The following is a 13,927-nucleotide window of genomic DNA, read 5'->3' on the forward strand; positions in this document are numbered from 1 at the left end:
ATTTTTCTATCCTGCCAATATCTTTTTGATGGGTAGGATTGGATGTTTGAATTAGAAATAAACAATCACAAAGACGGATCATCTTAAAGTAAAGGTGAGCGTCACAACAAGAATAGGTAAAAATTATGTCTAAGAATATTTATGTCGGTAATCTCGCATGGTCCACCACTGAAGATGAAGTTCGTAACGCTTTTGAAGCTCATGGTGAAGTTCTTTCCGTTAAATTGATCGAAGATCGTGAAACCGGCCGTCCTCGTGGCTTCGGTTTCGTCGAAATGAGCGACGATTCTGCTGCTCTGTCCGCCATCGATGCTCTGGATGGTCAGGATATGGGTGGTCGTAACCTTAAGGTTAATGAAGCCAAGCCTAAAGTCGAACGTCCGCGTTGGTAGTTTTTTCTGCTTCTTAGCAGGTTATATTGACCGCCCCTCCTGGTGAGGGGCGGTTCTTACTTATTTATAGATTTAATAACAAAAAAGGAGATCGCTATGGCAAAGCCGAATTATTCATTTGCTAAACGTCAGAAAGAGTTGGCTAAGAAGAAAAAAAAGGAAGAAAAAAAGCAACGCAAGTTGGCGAAAAAACAAGATGATCAGGAAAGGGCAGAAGAAGATGTTGTGCTGGAAAATGACGCCGAGTAGCTGCTTCTTCATGAAGTGCAGTAATGATTTTAATCCCTTAACTGCGCTAAAGAGGCCGTGGGTTCAAGCTCCCCCAAGTATAAGATTAAAATTGACCATAAAAAAGGCTGTTTAGCACTGGATGCTGAATAGCCTTTTTTTTATTGTAGAAGACGTCGATAGCAGTCTTATACTTTTCAGATGTACTAAGAGTTAGGGACAGGTAAGCCCTTATATTGGCCGTTGCTGCGGTTTTTATGTACACATATTTATGGTCCGGACTTGACTCCACTGGTAGCAGCGGTAAAAATGAAATATTAAATTCGAGATCCAGTTAGTATCCATATATTTCAAGGAGAATAAATGTTCCGGTCAATCAGTACTAGAATTTCATACATAGTCGCTGCTGTTGTTGTTGCCTCAACTCTGGCTACACTGCTGTTAACCGGCTCCACCCTTGAAGATGATATGGTTGAGGCGCAGGGCCGCACTGCCCGTAATACCATCAGAATGGGCATGCTTTATCTTCAGGAAGGCTATCAGGCACTTGATCGCTACCGTGATCACGCTTTCGATGATCGCAAACAGGCCATTAAAGATGCCATGTCTATTTTTGTAGGGCAGATTGATAATTTTTATGCCCTGTATAAGTCCGGCAAGCTCACTGAGGATCAGGCCAAGGAAGCCGCCTATCGCCTTGCCCGGCAGACCAGATATTTCAATAATGATTATTTTTTTATTCATACGGACAAGTTGTTATCGCTTGCACACCCTAACCGGAGTCTTGAAGGGCACGATTTATCAAAACTGGTGGATAAAAACGGGTATGCTTTCGGACCGGATATGATACGTAAGGCCACAGAGGAAGGAGGAGGGTATCTGGAGCTCCTGTGGCCGCGATTAGATGAGTCCGATTCCAATTCCAAAATTCTCTATGTAAAAGGTTATCCGCAGTGGAACTGGATTATCGGAACCGGTGCTTACGTTGATGATATTGAGGCCGCAGTAGAAAGACAGCGGAGAGATCTGATCGCGGAAATGCGTAAAGGTTTTTCCCGGATTCGTCTTGCCGATACAGGGCGGCTTTTTATTTTTGATAATGATAAAAATGTTCTGGTGCCTCCACTCGGTGCCGGTCCTGATTTCAAAAACACCATAAACCTGAACACCGGGCATACACTGATTCATGATTTAAAAGAAGTCGGTAAGCTTGGAGAATGGCGTCTTGATTTTAAGGTGCGCCGGCATGACGGTGAAATTGTCGATCGTCAATCGTATGTTCGTTTTTACGCTCCCATGGGCTGGTATGTGGCTTCCACTGTTCCCATGGCGGAAATTTATGCTCCGATGAAAGAATTGATCATGAAACAGGGCGCGATCAGTTTAATTATCCTTCTGCTGACAATTCTAGTAATTTATTATGTTGTCCGCAGAATCTGTTTACCTATTCGCAGTGTCTCCAAGGTAGCTTTTCATGTATCCAAGGGAGATTTGCGTGAAGCGAAAAAAGTTTTTGCCATGTCTACGGACAAGGGACATCTGAAAAAGGTTGTTGATTCTTTTGAAACCGGTAGGGAAAAAAGGTTTGATGAAGTCGACCATCTAGTTAAATCCATTCACACCATGCTGATGACTCTTAATTCATTGGTCAGTCAGGTTCAGATTTCCGGGGATCAGGTTGCCGGTTCCGCCCTCAAACTTGGAACCGCTATCAATCAGCTTGAAGCCGCGGTGGAGAATCAGGCTGCGGCCACACAGGAACTGGGCAGTTCTTCCCGTGAGATTTCCGCCACTTCTCAGGAGTTGGCCCGGACCATGAACGAATCAACAACTGTAGCCGTCTCAACAGGCGAACTGGCCGCTCAGGGAGTTCGCGATCTTAATGAGATGGGGGTTACCATGGATGTCATGAGTGATGCATCCGGAGGCATCTTTTCAAAATTGTCGGTTATTAATTCCAAGGCAGCCAATATCAGTTCGGTGGTAACTTCTATTTCTAAAATTTCAGAACAGATTAACCTGCTTTCCCTGAATGCTGCTATTGAAGCGGAAAAGGCCGGTGAGTTCGGTCAGGGATTTTCCGTGGTTGCACGGGAAATCCGTAAGCTCGCCGATCAGACTGCCATGTCTACACTTGATATTGAGAAGATTGTGGCCGAAATGCTTTCCGCCGTTTCCGCCGGGGTTATGGAAATGGATAAATTCCGCAAGCAGGTGGAAAACGGGGTCAGCAATGTAGCCGCGCTCGGCGAGGGAATCTCAGGTGTCGTCACTCAGGTACAGACTCTGACACCCCGTTTTGAATCGGTTAATGAGGGCATGCAGAACCAGAGCGAGGGTGCGGAGCAGATCAGCAAGGCCATGGTCCAGCTCAGCGAAACTTCCATTCAGACCAAGGATACTTTGGCTGAATTTGCGAGCATTACAGAGCAGCTTGCCAATTCAGTTGGCAGTCTTGAGGAAGAAGTCGCCGCATTTAGGGTTGATAAGGATTAGCTGGGCGACCGAAATGTTCTTCCGTGTTTAACCTGCTAACAGCTCAGAAAGTGCCCCGCCAGCATTATGGACCGGAATGCGTTCGGTGCCGAGAAATTCCGGGAAACTATGTTTTAATTCCGGTTCAAGCAGAGCTTTTAAACGAGGATCATCTGCCAGCATTTTGAATCCGCACTGGGGATTTTTGTACATAATTTTGAAGCGTGCAGGGGTTGACGGTGGCAGATCCAGCGAGAAGAGCATCTCGTAGAACGAGTTCTCAGGATTCTCTTTGTCATATCTCGTTTTGAGCACAATTTCCTGATTCATCCCGCAGGGAACCAGCCACGGCATGTAGTATAGTTTTGTGGATGAAAGCACTGAATTGAGCTGGGCTGCGCAGCTTAGCGTCTTAAAAAACATAACCGCGGTTTTTACGTCATTTTTGAGCATATCCAGAAATTTCTCTTTGCGCTCTTCCGCGCCGGCGATCTTTTCCGCTTGAATCAGCTTGAAAATAGAGCTTGCCTGAGATTGGAACGCGGCCCGGTTGCTTACGAATCTACGGGTCGCCTCCGCCGGATTAATGTATGCTCCCTGATTTGTAAGATGTGCAGGGTCGATTTCTTTGAGGATTATGTCCGGATATAGTTGCTCGACATGAAAGGTGAGTATGTCTCCGGGGGATGCGTTGGTCTGGATGCTTGCCAGCAGTTCAAGGTCCTGAATTAATATCCAGCCTAGCTTTGGCTGATACCATTTGAGCAGTTTGCCTTGAAGTATATCACCAACTGAAAATTTTTTTCGAAATATGGCTGATCTTGCCGAGGGTTTATTGCCGCCTCCGCTGAATTCCCGCTTTCCGTACCTTGAAATTTTCATGACGGGTCAATCCTGATTTATATTTTGCCTTTGGCGGCTGAAGTTATTTTGCAGTTTGAATTCAACTATGCTGGTCGATAATAAGTTCTACTTCTTCAATGGACAGACCGGTTGCCTTGGCAAGCCTGCTTATAGGCTTACCTTCTTTATGCCCGGTCAGGATGATCTGGCGCAGGAATTGCGGCGAACGTGAGAATTCTTCAGCCTGGGAGAGAATCTTTTTAAGCTTTTTGGACTTGCGGTCGAGCATCATATCAAGCTGGGCCAGCTCTTCCTGCCGTTCGGCAAAAGAGTTCATCAATTCATTTTCAAGCTGGGTGTTGAACTGAAGCTTCTTAACAAATTCTTCCTGCTTGGTCTGAAGTTGTGTGACCAGCTCTTCGGATTTGCGCAGCCTGAGAAAGAAAAAGATTACAGTGATCAGCAGGGCGATCTCTGTTACGGAAAAGAAAATGAGCAGGAATACAGTCATAATTAGCTATGGTAGAGGTTTATCGAATCCACAACAGTTTGCCCTGTTTGCTGGAGAAGGGCAATAGGCTCGTAAGATCAAATCCTTACATTGATTATATTTCCGGACCACGGGGACTGCTTTTCTTCTTCCGGTTCTTCTTCTTTTTGCTTCTTCTGGCGCTTGGAATGCTGTCCGCCGTTGTTTCCTGCTTTTTCATCGCTTACGGAAATGGCGGCTTCGTCCTTTTCGGCCTTCTGTATCTGCTTCTGGGCGTTTTTGTTATTTTCCTGCTCTTGAGGGTTGATCATGAGTGTCTGCTGAAGTTGCGCCTTCGTAACTTCAGAGTTGGAAATCTTCTGGACATTCGCAAGTTGCGAAATGATCAGGGGCATATCCAAGGTACCGGGCATGATTTTTACCTCACGAGATACTCCTCAAACAGGATTTTCTCAAATTCGCCAGCAACTATATACTGGTTGATAACCATAAGCAGATCTTTTTTCAGCTTATCTGCATTTTTCTTATCGGCCAAAAACTGTAAATCTTTATTTTTGAGATAAAAGTATACCGCATCACGCAGAATCAGAGTCTTGCGGCCATATTCAGCAACAACTCTTTCATCCGTTGTGGTCATGGCGAAGCGGGCAATAAGGAATCTGGTATGGTTATCCCCATCTTTTTGTTCAATCCAGAAAGGTTCCATACGCAGCAGCGTCACCCCCGGTTCTTCCGGCGGCGGAGGCGGCGGTGGGGCTTGTGTGGGAATTTCTTCCACTTTTTCTTCAACAGCGGGCTTTTTTTCAGGCGGTGGAGGGGAGTCAAATAAGAAAAGTTTTACCAGAATAGCGCCCAGTAAGAGGATAATAACGCCGATTCCGATGAAAATCAAAAGCTTGGTTTTTGATTTTTTCTCGACAGGTGCTTCTTCAAGCGAATCAAGTTCTTCCGGTTCTTCTTCCGGAAGATCGTCCTCTTCGTCCTCATCTTCTAGAAAAGGTGCGTCATCAAGGTCCAGCTCTACCTTTCGGGCTGCTTTGTTATCAGGGGCCGAAGATTGAGTCTCTTCCCCAGATTCAGAGTCATCATTATCATCAAGAGCGAGGAAGATCATGCGCGTATCCTGAAGGACAAGGTTCCGGACGGAAAATGTTTAATTGCCGTCTGAAAGAGTCCGGCAGGTAAGTAGGAAAATACCTGCCGGACAGGATCTTTTTATTCAAAAATTTTGTTGATTTTCTGGCCGAGGGTGTCAGGAGTGAAAGGTTTTACAATGTAGTTGGAAACCTTTGCCTGAACAGCTTCGATGATGTTTTCCTGCTGTGCTTCAGCTGTAACCATCAGGAACGGGAGATCTGCGAATTCTTCACTCGCTCTTACTTTTCGCAGGAGCTCGATGCCAGTCATCTGCGGCATGTTCCAGTCGGAAACGATAAATTCGATGCTGTCATCTTTATTCAGAGTTTCCCATGCTGTGGTTCCGTCATCAGCTTCTACTATGTTTGTGAAACCGATCTGGCGGAGTATGTTTTTGATAATACGCCGCATAGTTGCGAAGTCATCCACAACAAGAACTTTCATAGAGTAATTAATCGCCATTTATTTCTCCTTAAGGTTCCGTATGATATTTATCTTGGAACATTTTTCTCAATTTTTTCAAGGCCTGAGAATGTAACTGTGAAACCCTGCCTTCTGTAATCTCCATAACTTCGGAGGTCTCTTTCATATTGAGTTCCTCTCCGTAGTACAGAGATAATACCAGTTTTTCTCTCGGCGTCAAATTATCAATCAGATCAGCTACCTTGTCCACTGTTTCTTGAAAAACAGCATTTTGGAAAGGTTCATCGTCTAGCTGTGAATCTTTATTGCTGGGAATATTATCATTAAAGGCATCAAGATTGACGCAGAGTTGGTTTTGCAGGGCCTCAAGTCCCTGCTGCACTTCTTTGGCAGAGAATCCGGTCGCTTCTGCAATTTGAGCGCTGGTCGGTTTTTCACCTGTTTCGTGCTCAAGTTCATGGATGCTGTTTTCAATGGTCTTTACTTTATGCCGCAGTCCGCGTGAAAACCAGTCCATGCGCCTTAGCTCGTCAAGCATGGCACCTTTGATGCGGTTTTCCGCATAGGTTTCAAACTTGATTTTCAGCTCAGGCCGAAATTTTCCAAGTGATTCTACTAGTCCCAGACTTCCGGCACTAATCAGCTCTCCTAGCTCCACATTCTGCGGGAGCTTGGCTTTCATGCGGAGTGCAATAATACGGATTTTGGGTGAATAATGCCGTACTATCGCCTCTTGATCTGCGGGCGGAAAATCTTCCCAATCAGTAGCCCCGGACTCTAAATTAAGCCACGGACTGTTCTTGGAAGAGAAGTTTTTTCCAGAAGAACTTGATATTACCATCTAGCTCGGATGTCGCTTTCCATTTAGTTATTTTTTTAGCAGCTTCAGCAATTTGAACACAAGCAGGACTTGAGGGAGCAAAACTGCATAGCGGGGTTTGTTTAATAACCGCTTGGCGCATGTTCTGATCGCGAGGGATAACCCCCACAAGATCCAGTGAAACTCCGCTCAGGAAATGGTCACAGGCCATGTAGAGCTTTTTGAATACTTCTTTGGCACTTTTTACGTCCGGTGCCATGTTTACCATAACCTTGAATTTGTCAACCCCGTGATTAAGCTTCATTACTTTGATCAGGGCGTAGGCATCGGTAAGGGATGTCGGCTCCGGGGTCAAAACCAGGAGGCGTTCCTGAACTGCAAGATTGAAGTACAGTACATTATCGTTAATGCCCGCTCCGGTATCGACAATAAGGTAATCAATTTCTTCTTCAAGGTGATCCATGGCTTCCAGCAGGTCCAGTTTTTGGCCAGTAGAAAGGGAGACCATGTCGCTTACTCCGGAAGAAGCCGGGAGAATATGGAATCCGTAATCTGTCTTGTAGAGGACTTCCCTGATTCCGGTCCCTTCGTGGAAGAGGTGAAACAGGTTGTACTTGGGTGCAATACCAAGCAGAACGTCGACATTTGCAAGGCCGAGGTCGGCATCCAGCAGCAAGACTTTCTTGCCCATGCGGCTTAAGTTGTAGGCTAGGTTTACGGAAATATTTGTCTTGCCTACCCCCCCCTTACCGGAGGTTACTGAAAATACCATGGGAAGATTGGAACTCATTTGTATCACCCTATTCTTATTTATCTATACTGTTTACGTTGCCATCTGTTTTTATGCAACGAATATTGTGCTCTATTTGCCTAATTTTCCGGAAAAAGGCTTTTAAACAGCCTTGGCAAATTCCAGCTTTTCTTCGGTTGGGAGCTGGTGCTTGAAGACCAGTCTCCAGAAGTCTTTTTCACTGGCCGGTTTCATGCTGTTCCGCAGGCGGGAACCGTATGAAAGCAGGGAAACAGGAAGTCCGCTTTCGTAAGATGTGTTAACCAGTGCGCCGAAGTTGCAGGCTTCATCCAGTTTAGTCCAGATGAGGCTTTTTACTTTGTCGGATTTAAATTTTTTCAGGAAGGCCGTGTATTGTGCCGGGGCGTAGTATGGATTGAGGACCAGATGTACAGCGAGATCGCATGGCCCGTGCATTCCGCAGGCGGCCAGCCAGCCTTCCAGTTCCGCATTGCCTGATAGTCCGGGCAGGTCGATAAAAACCCGGTCAAATTTTTGGCTCTCGCCGATCAGCTTGGCGAAATCTTCACGGCTGGACAGTTCCCTGAATTCAAGTCCGGAAAGGTCGGCATAGTGGCGAAGGACGAGGCGTCCTTTTCCATGTCCCTGATCTGCAGAGGCAAGGCAGATGCGTGCTGCCGGATTTTCTTTCTTTTCCTTGAGGGCTAAGCGGATGATGGTTGATGTCTTTCCTGCGCCGTGCGGTCCGGCGAGGGCCTGCAATTTCTGGGGCCAGTTGCGTGAATCAAGAGCGCGTACCGGAGCGATCTTCTCAAGCTCAGGCAGGATAGCCATGGACTTGTCACCGCGCAGTTGCTGAAAAAGGTCGAGGATGACTTTATTCTCGACGCCTTCACGCTCAAGGTATTCCAGCGCAAGGCGCTGGCGGGGGGCCAGCAGGTTCAGATTCATTTGGGGCTTCAGAAGCGCCATCATGTGTCCCTTGATCTGGTTCCATTCCTGATTCCAGTCCGGGATGTTATTCATGGCGTCATCGAGAACTTCCTCGCGTGTCTCTGCTGCCGGAGCAGGGGCTTCCTGAGTGTCAACGCCGACCATGATCTCGTGGATCTTGCGTCCATCCTCTTCAACAGATTTGTTGCTGAGGATGATAGCGTCGTCGCCGAATTCCGCCTTGATTTCGGCGAAGACCGCTGCAGTGCTGTTACCTCTGAATGTTTTTACCCGCATGTTACCAACCTTTTTAAATCTCTACGGTTCCCGCAGACATGATTCTTACGCTTGCAGGAATCTCTGCCTGCGATATTACAGGTATGTTAGGCAAGAAGCGTACCATCAGTTGAGCCAAGTGGCTTCTCAGCTGAGGAGCACAGAGAAGTACGGGCTGACCGTCAGTTTCAACTACACCTTCAGCCGTATTGTTGACACTTTGAATGAGCTGCTGGGCGCTGCCCGGATCAAGGGCCAGAAAGCCGCCTGTTTCGGAAGAACGTATAGCTTCATTGAGCTTGTTATCCGCGTTGGGCCCGAAGGTCAGGATCGGCAGGCTGCCGTCACTGGCAAGGTAGGGCTTGATAATGGTCCGGCTCATGTGGGAGCGCACGTATTCAGTAAGCTGGTTGGGGTCCTGAATGGAAGGACCGTAGTCAGCCAGAGCTTCAACAATGGTCAGCAGGTCACGGATGGAAACACTTTCGCGGACAAGGTTCTGGAGCACTTTCTGAACCACGCCCAGAGAAAGGATGTTGGGTACGAGATCCTCAACTGCCTTGGGAGCGCGCTTGGAAAGGTTATCCAGCAGATCCTGTGTTTCCTGTCTGCCGAGGAATTCACCGAGGTTGCGGCGGAATACTTCGGTAAGGTGGGTTGCAATAACCGTTGAAGGATCGACAACAGTGTATCCTGCGAGCATTGCTTCTTCCTTCTGGGTATCTGGAATCCAGATGGCGGGAAGGTTGAATGCGGGCTCGACGGTTTCGATACCTTTAATTCTGTGTTTGGCATCGCCCGGGTCCATGGCCAACTGGTGGTCGATAAGGATTTCCGCGGAGGCCACAGCGTTGCCTTTGATGATTACGCGATATTCACCGGGTTTAAGCTGCAGGTTGTCACGCAAATGCAGTGACGGAATAATGACACCCATGTCCAAAGCGTACTGTCGGCGGATGGAGCGGATGCGCGAGAGCAGGTTTCCGCTCTGTTCTTCGTCCACCAGCGGTATAAGTCCGTATCCGACTTCCAGTTCCAGAGAGTCGAGAGGCAGCAGGGCCTGAACTTCTTCTGGGCTGTCCAGTGCAGGCTGGTCCGCTTTGGCTTTTTGGGCCTTCTCTTCTGTTTTCTGGTCCTCTGCTTCAAGATCACGACCGAGCATGGATACAGCGTAGATCAGGGCTGCAAGGGTCAGGAACGGTATGGTGGGCATGCCCGGAACTATACCGAATACGATGAGGATAATTGATACCAGTTTAAGTGCCCGGGAGTGAAAAGTAAGCTGACCGATGAACTCTTCACCCATCTTGGCTTCAGCTGCCGCGCGGGAAACAATAATACCGGCGGAAGTAGAAATAATAAGTGAAGGGATGGTGGAAACGAGACCGTCACCGATAGTCAGCAGGGTGTAAGTCTGTGCGGCGTCTGTCCAAGCCATGTTTTTCTGCAGTACACCGATAAGAATTCCGCCGATGATGTTGATGGCGGTAATGATCAGGCCCGCGTTAACGTCCCCCTGTACGAACTTACCGGCACCGTCCATAGCACCGTAAAAGTCAGATTCGCGGCGCAGGTTCTCACGCTGGCCTCTTGCCTCGTCTTCATCAATCAGGCCGGAGTTGAGGTCCGCCTCAATAGCCATCTGTTTACCGGGCATGGCATCAAGGGTAAATCTTGCGGCTACTTCTGCGATACGTGTTGTACCGGATACGATAACGGTTTTGTTCAAGATGAACAGGATCATGAAAATGACAATACCGATTACGTAGTTACCACCGACAACAAATTCACCGAAACTCTGAATAACGCTACCCGCTGCCGAAGTACCTTCATCACCGTGCAGCAGGATGGCACGGGTGGTGGCAACGTTCAGTGCCAGCCGGAGCAGTGTGGTAACCAGTAATAATGTAGGGAAGATGGAAAATTCTAGAGGAGACTGCAGAAACATGGAGGTAATCAGGATTACCAGTCCCAGTGAGATACTGACACTGAGCATGAAGTCGATAAACATCGTAGGCAGTGGGATGAGCATGACGAAGAGAATAACAACAACTCCGCCCGCGAGAAGGATATCGCCCTGTTTGGCAAATTTCTCATAATTTATCGCTTTTGATGTAGCCATGATTTTGACACCCCTTTCAGGTCTATTTTACTGTGGCATTTTAACCCCGGAAGAGGTGTACAGGCCTTTATTTGCGGGTAAATTTATTCAGTTTCGCAAGTATCGCCGCAACAGCCTTATAAAGTTCTTCCGGAATGATGTCACCGATCTCAACCTGTTTATACAAGGCCTGTGCCAAAGGTTTATTTTCTCGAATTGGGACTTTGTTTTCGCGGGCAACGTCCTTAATGCGTTCTGCTACTTTATCCATTCCCTTCGCTAGAACAAGCGGCGCGGGAGCTACCAATGGATCATATTTCAAGGCGATGGCGAAGTGTGTGGGGTTGGTGATGACTACGTCCGCGTTGGGCACTTCCGCCATCATACGTTGCTGAAGGATTTCCATCATTTTTTGTTTCTGCTGCTGCTTTACTTTCGGGTCACCCTGTGACTGCTTATGTTCATCTTTGACTTCGTCCTTGGTCATCTTCATCTCTTCGTGATAATTGTAGCGTTGATACCACAGGTCTGCCAGAGCAAGAACCAGCATGGGCAGCATGGTATAGGTGACCATTTTATATCCGATTTTCAGTATGTAAATAGCCAGCTGATGCGCATCCGTGTAGAAGAGTGGCAGGAAATTACCGACTTCATTCTTGATGACTAAGTAAGGGGCAATTCCTACGATAATCGCGAAAAGCATGCTTTTGATAAGTCTGATTGCTGTTTTGATGTCGAACATCAGCCTTTTCAGGCCCTGCATAAGATTAAACATCTTCGAAAATTTGGGCTTGAATACCTTTGTGGTCCACAGATGTCCAACCTGCAGACGCAGTACGATAAAAGCGATAAAAGCGATGAAGAGGAATAAAGGCAGCAGGATTGCAGCCAGTTTCTGAGAAGACCATTGGAACAGCTGGTAGACGGACTGCTTATCCAGTTGAGTAAAAATACCTTTGGTAAAGAACCAGTGGAAAATTTCATAGAACTGTTCGTAATAGTAGTCCATGATAACCCGCAGGCAGACGACTCCCGCAATGAGGGTCATGACCTTGCCCATCTCTTCACCTTTGGCGACACTCCCGTCCCTACGGGCTTTATTCAGTCGTTTGGGGGTCGCCTTCTCGGTTTTACTAGGATCTTTAGACATTAAGCCGCCTCCTAGTTGCCTATTGGCGGGCTTACCGGGCTGGCCGCCTTGATGATGCTCAAAAGATACGCCGGCATGTCGGCTACAAAATCGTGTACATGAATTGATAGAACGGTGAAGACAAGGCTGAGCACGAAAAATCCGGTTAAGATTTTAAGGGGAAATCCAAGCATAAGAACGTTCATCTGCGGGGCCATTTTACCGATCAAGGCGAGTCCGAGGTCTACAACAAAGATGCTGGCAATGATGGGTGAAGCCACTTTAACCGCAAGTACGAACAGGTCTTTGGAAATCAACATGATCTGGCTGGTCAGGGTGGACGATATAAAAACCTGCCCCGGTGGGATGTATTTAAAGCTCTCCACCATGGCTGACATCAGGTATAGGTGACCGTTGATGCTCAGGAAAACCAGAATTGCGCACATATATAGGAAGTGGGCGGTTACCGATTCATTTGTACCGGTTAATGGATCAAGGACGTTGACCATGGAAAATCCCATGAGTACGCCGATGAGGTTACCACCGGTCTGGATCGCTGCGAACATGACGTGAACGGATATCCCTATTATCAGGCCAAGTACCAGTTCGCCAAGTATCATTAGTGCGATGTTGTATGGGCTGGCCGGCATGAGGCTGCCGTCGAAAGAAACATGAGGCCATATTCCCAGCGTCAAAACAATGGTCAGCGCAGCCTTCACTGGATTTGGTATTGAGTTTCCCCCGAAAAAAGGCATTAAAAACAGCACAATACTTACCCTGAAGAGGGTAAGGTAAAAGCTCATAAGATCACTGGGATTGAAATCAAAAAAAGTCATGCTGTCCTCGTTTCAGATGAGTCTGCAAAATAGGGACCCATTCTTGAAAATCTATTACCACCAAGAGAGGCGGAGAGCAAAGGGCGGCTCAAAGGAAAAGTTATTTTTTTTTGCATCCGCTACAATGAAAAAGGTCCGTAAAGATTTCTCTTTACGGACCTTTGCAGTTGATTTTATGCGCTCTAGTTCAGGATGTAGCGCATCGGGTTTACCGGAACTCCGCCGAGGCGCACTTCATAATGGACATGCGGTCCGGTGGAACGTCCTGTATTACCTGTGTAGCCGATAAGTTCGCCTCTGGTTACAACCTGTCCCTTCTTGACGATCTGCTGTTTCATGTGACCGTAACGTGTAGAGAGGTTTGCGCCATGATTGATTTTGATGAGCTTACCGTAACCGCCTTGCGTTCCTGAGAACGAAACGGTTCCTTTAGCAGGTGCGTAAATGGGAGTTCCCATGGGGCAGGAGATATCTACACCTTTGTGGTATTCACGTTTTCCTGTAAAGGGTGAACTTCTCCAGCCGAAGGGGGAGGTTACCCAGCCTTCAGCAGGCCAGATGGACGGTGTGGCATCCAGCGCGTCCTGCTTGGAACGCATTGAATGGATGATTTCCTGCTGTCTAACTTCCTCAAGCTTGGCTTCAGTTCCGAGCTGGGCAAGGAAGTCATGCATTTTACGGACGAGGAGTTCCTGTCTGTAAAGGGGCAGGTAATTGTTGGAAAAATCAGCTCCGGAAGATCCACCTTTGGGGGCGGTCTTTTGCACACTTCCCTGATCAAGATTGATCATTACCCGCAGTTTTGAGTCAAAGTTGCGGACCCTGTCGAGGTCCTGTGAAATATTCTGCATTTTCTGGGAAAGGGAAAGTAATTGCGCTTTCTGCTCTTGAACGGCCTTTTCCGCGTGGGCAAGGTTGTTCTCAAGGCCGGAATAATTCTGGTAATATTTCCATAAGTAAATGTTACCCCCGGCCAGACCTGCAATAAGTGCGAAAAAGAAGAAAAAGAGCCAGCCTCGCAGTTGGAATTTGCGGGCGTTATCGCAGGGATTTTTAAAAATTACTACGTGGTATTTCTTAAATAGCATAATCG

At 47.3% G+C, this 13,927-nt stretch carries 15 protein-coding genes; 3 read left to right on the forward strand and 12 right to left on the reverse strand.

The annotated features are described in order from the left end of the window. Window positions 1–125: 125 nt before the first annotated feature. The 3 genes from ACKU35_RS10400 to ACKU35_RS10410 all read left to right on the forward strand — a co-directional run bounded on the left by ACKU35_RS10400 (window position 126) and on the right by ACKU35_RS10410 (window position 3,116). Window positions 126–392, forward strand: coding sequence for an RNA-binding protein (locus ACKU35_RS10400; protein WP_319759154.1), 267 nt, complete (start codon window positions 126–128; stop codon window positions 390–392). 96 nt (window positions 393–488) lie between these two features. Further along, complete coding sequence (locus ACKU35_RS10405; protein ID WP_319759155.1) at window positions 489–641, forward strand: hypothetical protein; 153 nt, start codon at window positions 489–491, stop codon at window positions 639–641. Window positions 642–983: 342 nt separating this feature from the next. Beyond that, a complete protein-coding gene (locus ACKU35_RS10410) occupies window positions 984–3,116 on the forward strand; it encodes a methyl-accepting chemotaxis protein (RefSeq protein ID WP_319759156.1) in 2,133 nt (710 codons plus the stop codon). 27 nt (window positions 3,117–3,143) lie between these two features. On the opposite strand, the gene ACKU35_RS10415 is transcribed toward ACKU35_RS10410, so the two are convergent. The 12 genes from ACKU35_RS10415 to ACKU35_RS10470 all read right to left on the reverse strand — a co-directional run bounded on the left by ACKU35_RS10415 (window position 3,144) and on the right by ACKU35_RS10470 (window position 13,922). After that, on the reverse strand, window positions 3,144–3,977 hold the full coding sequence (locus tag ACKU35_RS10415; protein WP_319759157.1) for a hypothetical protein: 834 nt from the start codon (window positions 3,975–3,977) through the stop codon (window positions 3,144–3,146). A gap of 61 nt (window positions 3,978–4,038) precedes the next feature. Continuing rightward, on the reverse strand, window positions 4,039–4,449 hold the full coding sequence (locus tag ACKU35_RS10420; protein ID WP_319759158.1) for a hypothetical protein: 411 nt from the start codon (window positions 4,447–4,449) through the stop codon (window positions 4,039–4,041). 77 nt (window positions 4,450–4,526) lie between these two features. Continuing rightward, window positions 4,527–4,841, reverse strand: a complete 315-nt coding sequence (locus ACKU35_RS10425) for a hypothetical protein (protein WP_319759159.1) — start codon at window positions 4,839–4,841, stop codon at window positions 4,527–4,529. Window positions 4,842–4,846: 5 nt separating this feature from the next. Then, on the reverse strand, window positions 4,847–5,542 hold the full coding sequence (gene fliL / locus ACKU35_RS10430) for a flagellar basal body-associated FliL family protein (RefSeq protein ID WP_319759160.1): 696 nt from the start codon (window positions 5,540–5,542) through the stop codon (window positions 4,847–4,849). Between the two features lie 101 nt (window positions 5,543–5,643). Beyond that, window positions 5,644–6,027, reverse strand: coding sequence for a chemotaxis response regulator CheY (locus ACKU35_RS10435; protein WP_319759161.1), 384 nt, complete (start codon window positions 6,025–6,027; stop codon window positions 5,644–5,646). A gap of 10 nt (window positions 6,028–6,037) precedes the next feature. Continuing rightward, window positions 6,038–6,829 (reverse strand): FliA/WhiG family RNA polymerase sigma factor, encoded by a 792-nt coding sequence (locus tag ACKU35_RS10440; RefSeq protein WP_319759162.1) that lies wholly within the window; start codon window positions 6,827–6,829, stop codon window positions 6,038–6,040. Then, the gene (locus ACKU35_RS10445; RefSeq protein WP_319759163.1) at window positions 6,771–7,598 is read right to left on the reverse strand and encodes a MinD/ParA family protein; all 828 of its coding nucleotides are present in this window, start codon (window positions 7,596–7,598) and stop codon (window positions 6,771–6,773) included. Before ACKU35_RS10445 ends, ACKU35_RS10440 begins: the two co-directional genes overlap by 59 nt. 102 nt (window positions 7,599–7,700) lie before the next feature. Next, window positions 7,701–8,789, reverse strand: a complete 1,089-nt coding sequence (locus ACKU35_RS10450) for a flagellar biosynthesis protein FlhF (protein ID WP_319759164.1) — start codon at window positions 8,787–8,789, stop codon at window positions 7,701–7,703. 13 nt (window positions 8,790–8,802) lie between these two features. Then, window positions 8,803–10,890, reverse strand: coding sequence for a flagellar biosynthesis protein FlhA (gene flhA, locus ACKU35_RS10455; protein WP_319759165.1), 2,088 nt, complete (start codon window positions 10,888–10,890; stop codon window positions 8,803–8,805). A gap of 67 nt (window positions 10,891–10,957) precedes the next feature. After that, the gene (flhB, locus tag ACKU35_RS10460) at window positions 10,958–12,019 is read right to left on the reverse strand and encodes a flagellar biosynthesis protein FlhB (RefSeq protein WP_319759166.1); all 1,062 of its coding nucleotides are present in this window, start codon (window positions 12,017–12,019) and stop codon (window positions 10,958–10,960) included. Between the two features lie 11 nt (window positions 12,020–12,030). Next, window positions 12,031–12,834, reverse strand: a complete 804-nt coding sequence (gene fliR, locus ACKU35_RS10465) for a flagellar biosynthetic protein FliR (RefSeq protein WP_319759167.1) — start codon at window positions 12,832–12,834, stop codon at window positions 12,031–12,033. Window positions 12,835–13,016: 182 nt separating this feature from the next. After that, entirely contained in the window at window positions 13,017–13,922 is a 906-nt protein-coding gene (locus ACKU35_RS10470) for a M23 family metallopeptidase (protein ID WP_319759168.1), read from the reverse strand. Window positions 13,923–13,927: the final 5 nt, after the last annotated feature.

Source organism: Maridesulfovibrio sp. (assembly GCF_963676065.1).
In the GTDB taxonomy this organism is placed as follows: Bacteria; Desulfobacterota; Desulfovibrionia; order Desulfovibrionales; family Desulfovibrionaceae; genus Maridesulfovibrio.

Excerpts from the sequence above, each read along its gene's own strand:
- fliR (WP_319759167.1), bottom strand. The coding sequence starts at position 12,834 with ATGACTTTTTTTGATTTCAATCCCAGTGATCTTATGAGCTTTTACCTT.
- ACKU35_RS10445 (WP_319759163.1), bottom strand. The coding sequence starts at position 7,598 with ATGAGTTCCAATCTTCCCATGGTATTTTCAGTAACCTCCGGTAAGGGG.
- ACKU35_RS10470 (WP_319759168.1), bottom strand. The coding sequence starts at position 13,922 with ATGCTATTTAAGAAATACCACGTAGTAATTTTTAAAAATCCCTGCGAT.
- ACKU35_RS10410 (WP_319759156.1), top strand. The coding sequence starts at position 984 with ATGTTCCGGTCAATCAGTACTAGAATTTCATACATAGTCGCTGCTGTT.
- flhA (WP_319759165.1), bottom strand. The coding sequence starts at position 10,890 with ATGGCTACATCAAAAGCGATAAATTATGAGAAATTTGCCAAACAGGGC.
- ACKU35_RS10450 (WP_319759164.1), bottom strand. The coding sequence starts at position 8,789 with ATGCGGGTAAAAACATTCAGAGGTAACAGCACTGCAGCGGTCTTCGCC.
- flhB (WP_319759166.1), bottom strand. The coding sequence starts at position 12,019 with ATGTCTAAAGATCCTAGTAAAACCGAGAAGGCGACCCCCAAACGACTG.
- ACKU35_RS10400 (WP_319759154.1), top strand. The coding sequence starts at position 126 with ATGTCTAAGAATATTTATGTCGGTAATCTCGCATGGTCCACCACTGAA.
- ACKU35_RS10420 (WP_319759158.1), bottom strand. The coding sequence starts at position 4,449 with ATGACTGTATTCCTGCTCATTTTCTTTTCCGTAACAGAGATCGCCCTG.
- ACKU35_RS10415 (WP_319759157.1), bottom strand. The coding sequence starts at position 3,977 with ATGAAAATTTCAAGGTACGGAAAGCGGGAATTCAGCGGAGGCGGCAAT.
- fliL (WP_319759160.1), bottom strand. The coding sequence starts at position 5,542 with ATGATCTTCCTCGCTCTTGATGATAATGATGACTCTGAATCTGGGGAA.
- ACKU35_RS10425 (WP_319759159.1), bottom strand. The coding sequence starts at position 4,841 with ATGCCCGGTACCTTGGATATGCCCCTGATCATTTCGCAACTTGCGAAT.
- ACKU35_RS10440 (WP_319759162.1), bottom strand. The coding sequence starts at position 6,829 with ATGGTAATATCAAGTTCTTCTGGAAAAAACTTCTCTTCCAAGAACAGT.
- ACKU35_RS10405 (WP_319759155.1), top strand. The coding sequence starts at position 489 with ATGGCAAAGCCGAATTATTCATTTGCTAAACGTCAGAAAGAGTTGGCT.
- ACKU35_RS10435 (WP_319759161.1), bottom strand. The coding sequence starts at position 6,027 with ATGGCGATTAATTACTCTATGAAAGTTCTTGTTGTGGATGACTTCGCA.